Raw genomic sequence first — 210 nt, 5'->3', positions numbered from 1 at the left:
ATCGATCGGCTTGCCGTTGTCGCCGCCCTCGGACTCGTTGCCGCCGCCCGGGTTGTTGTTGCCGCTGTCATCCGACACCGTGCCATCGGTCGCCACCTTGACGGTGTTACCCACCGCATTGGCCCCGTTCTTCGCCTGCACGCCCACTTCCAGCACCTTGCCGGCATCCGCCGCCACGATGGTGTGCGCCGGCACGACGCCCGACTGGGC

At 68.6% G+C, this 210-nt stretch carries 1 protein-coding gene; it reads right to left on the bottom strand.

Annotated features, from left to right (window positions below; all coding sequences use genetic code 11):
• Window positions 1–210 (bottom strand): hypothetical protein (locus JHD59_RS22695; RefSeq protein WP_199155922.1); only part of this gene is annotated, 210 nt, incomplete at both ends.

It is taken from the genome of Chromobacterium sp. ASV23, assembly GCF_016428945.1.
GTDB classification, from domain to species: Bacteria; Pseudomonadota; Gammaproteobacteria; order Burkholderiales; family Chromobacteriaceae; genus Chromobacterium; species Chromobacterium sinusclupearum.
The sequence above is the reverse complement of the archived record's forward strand: the minus strand, read 5'-3'. Positions and strand labels throughout refer to the sequence as shown.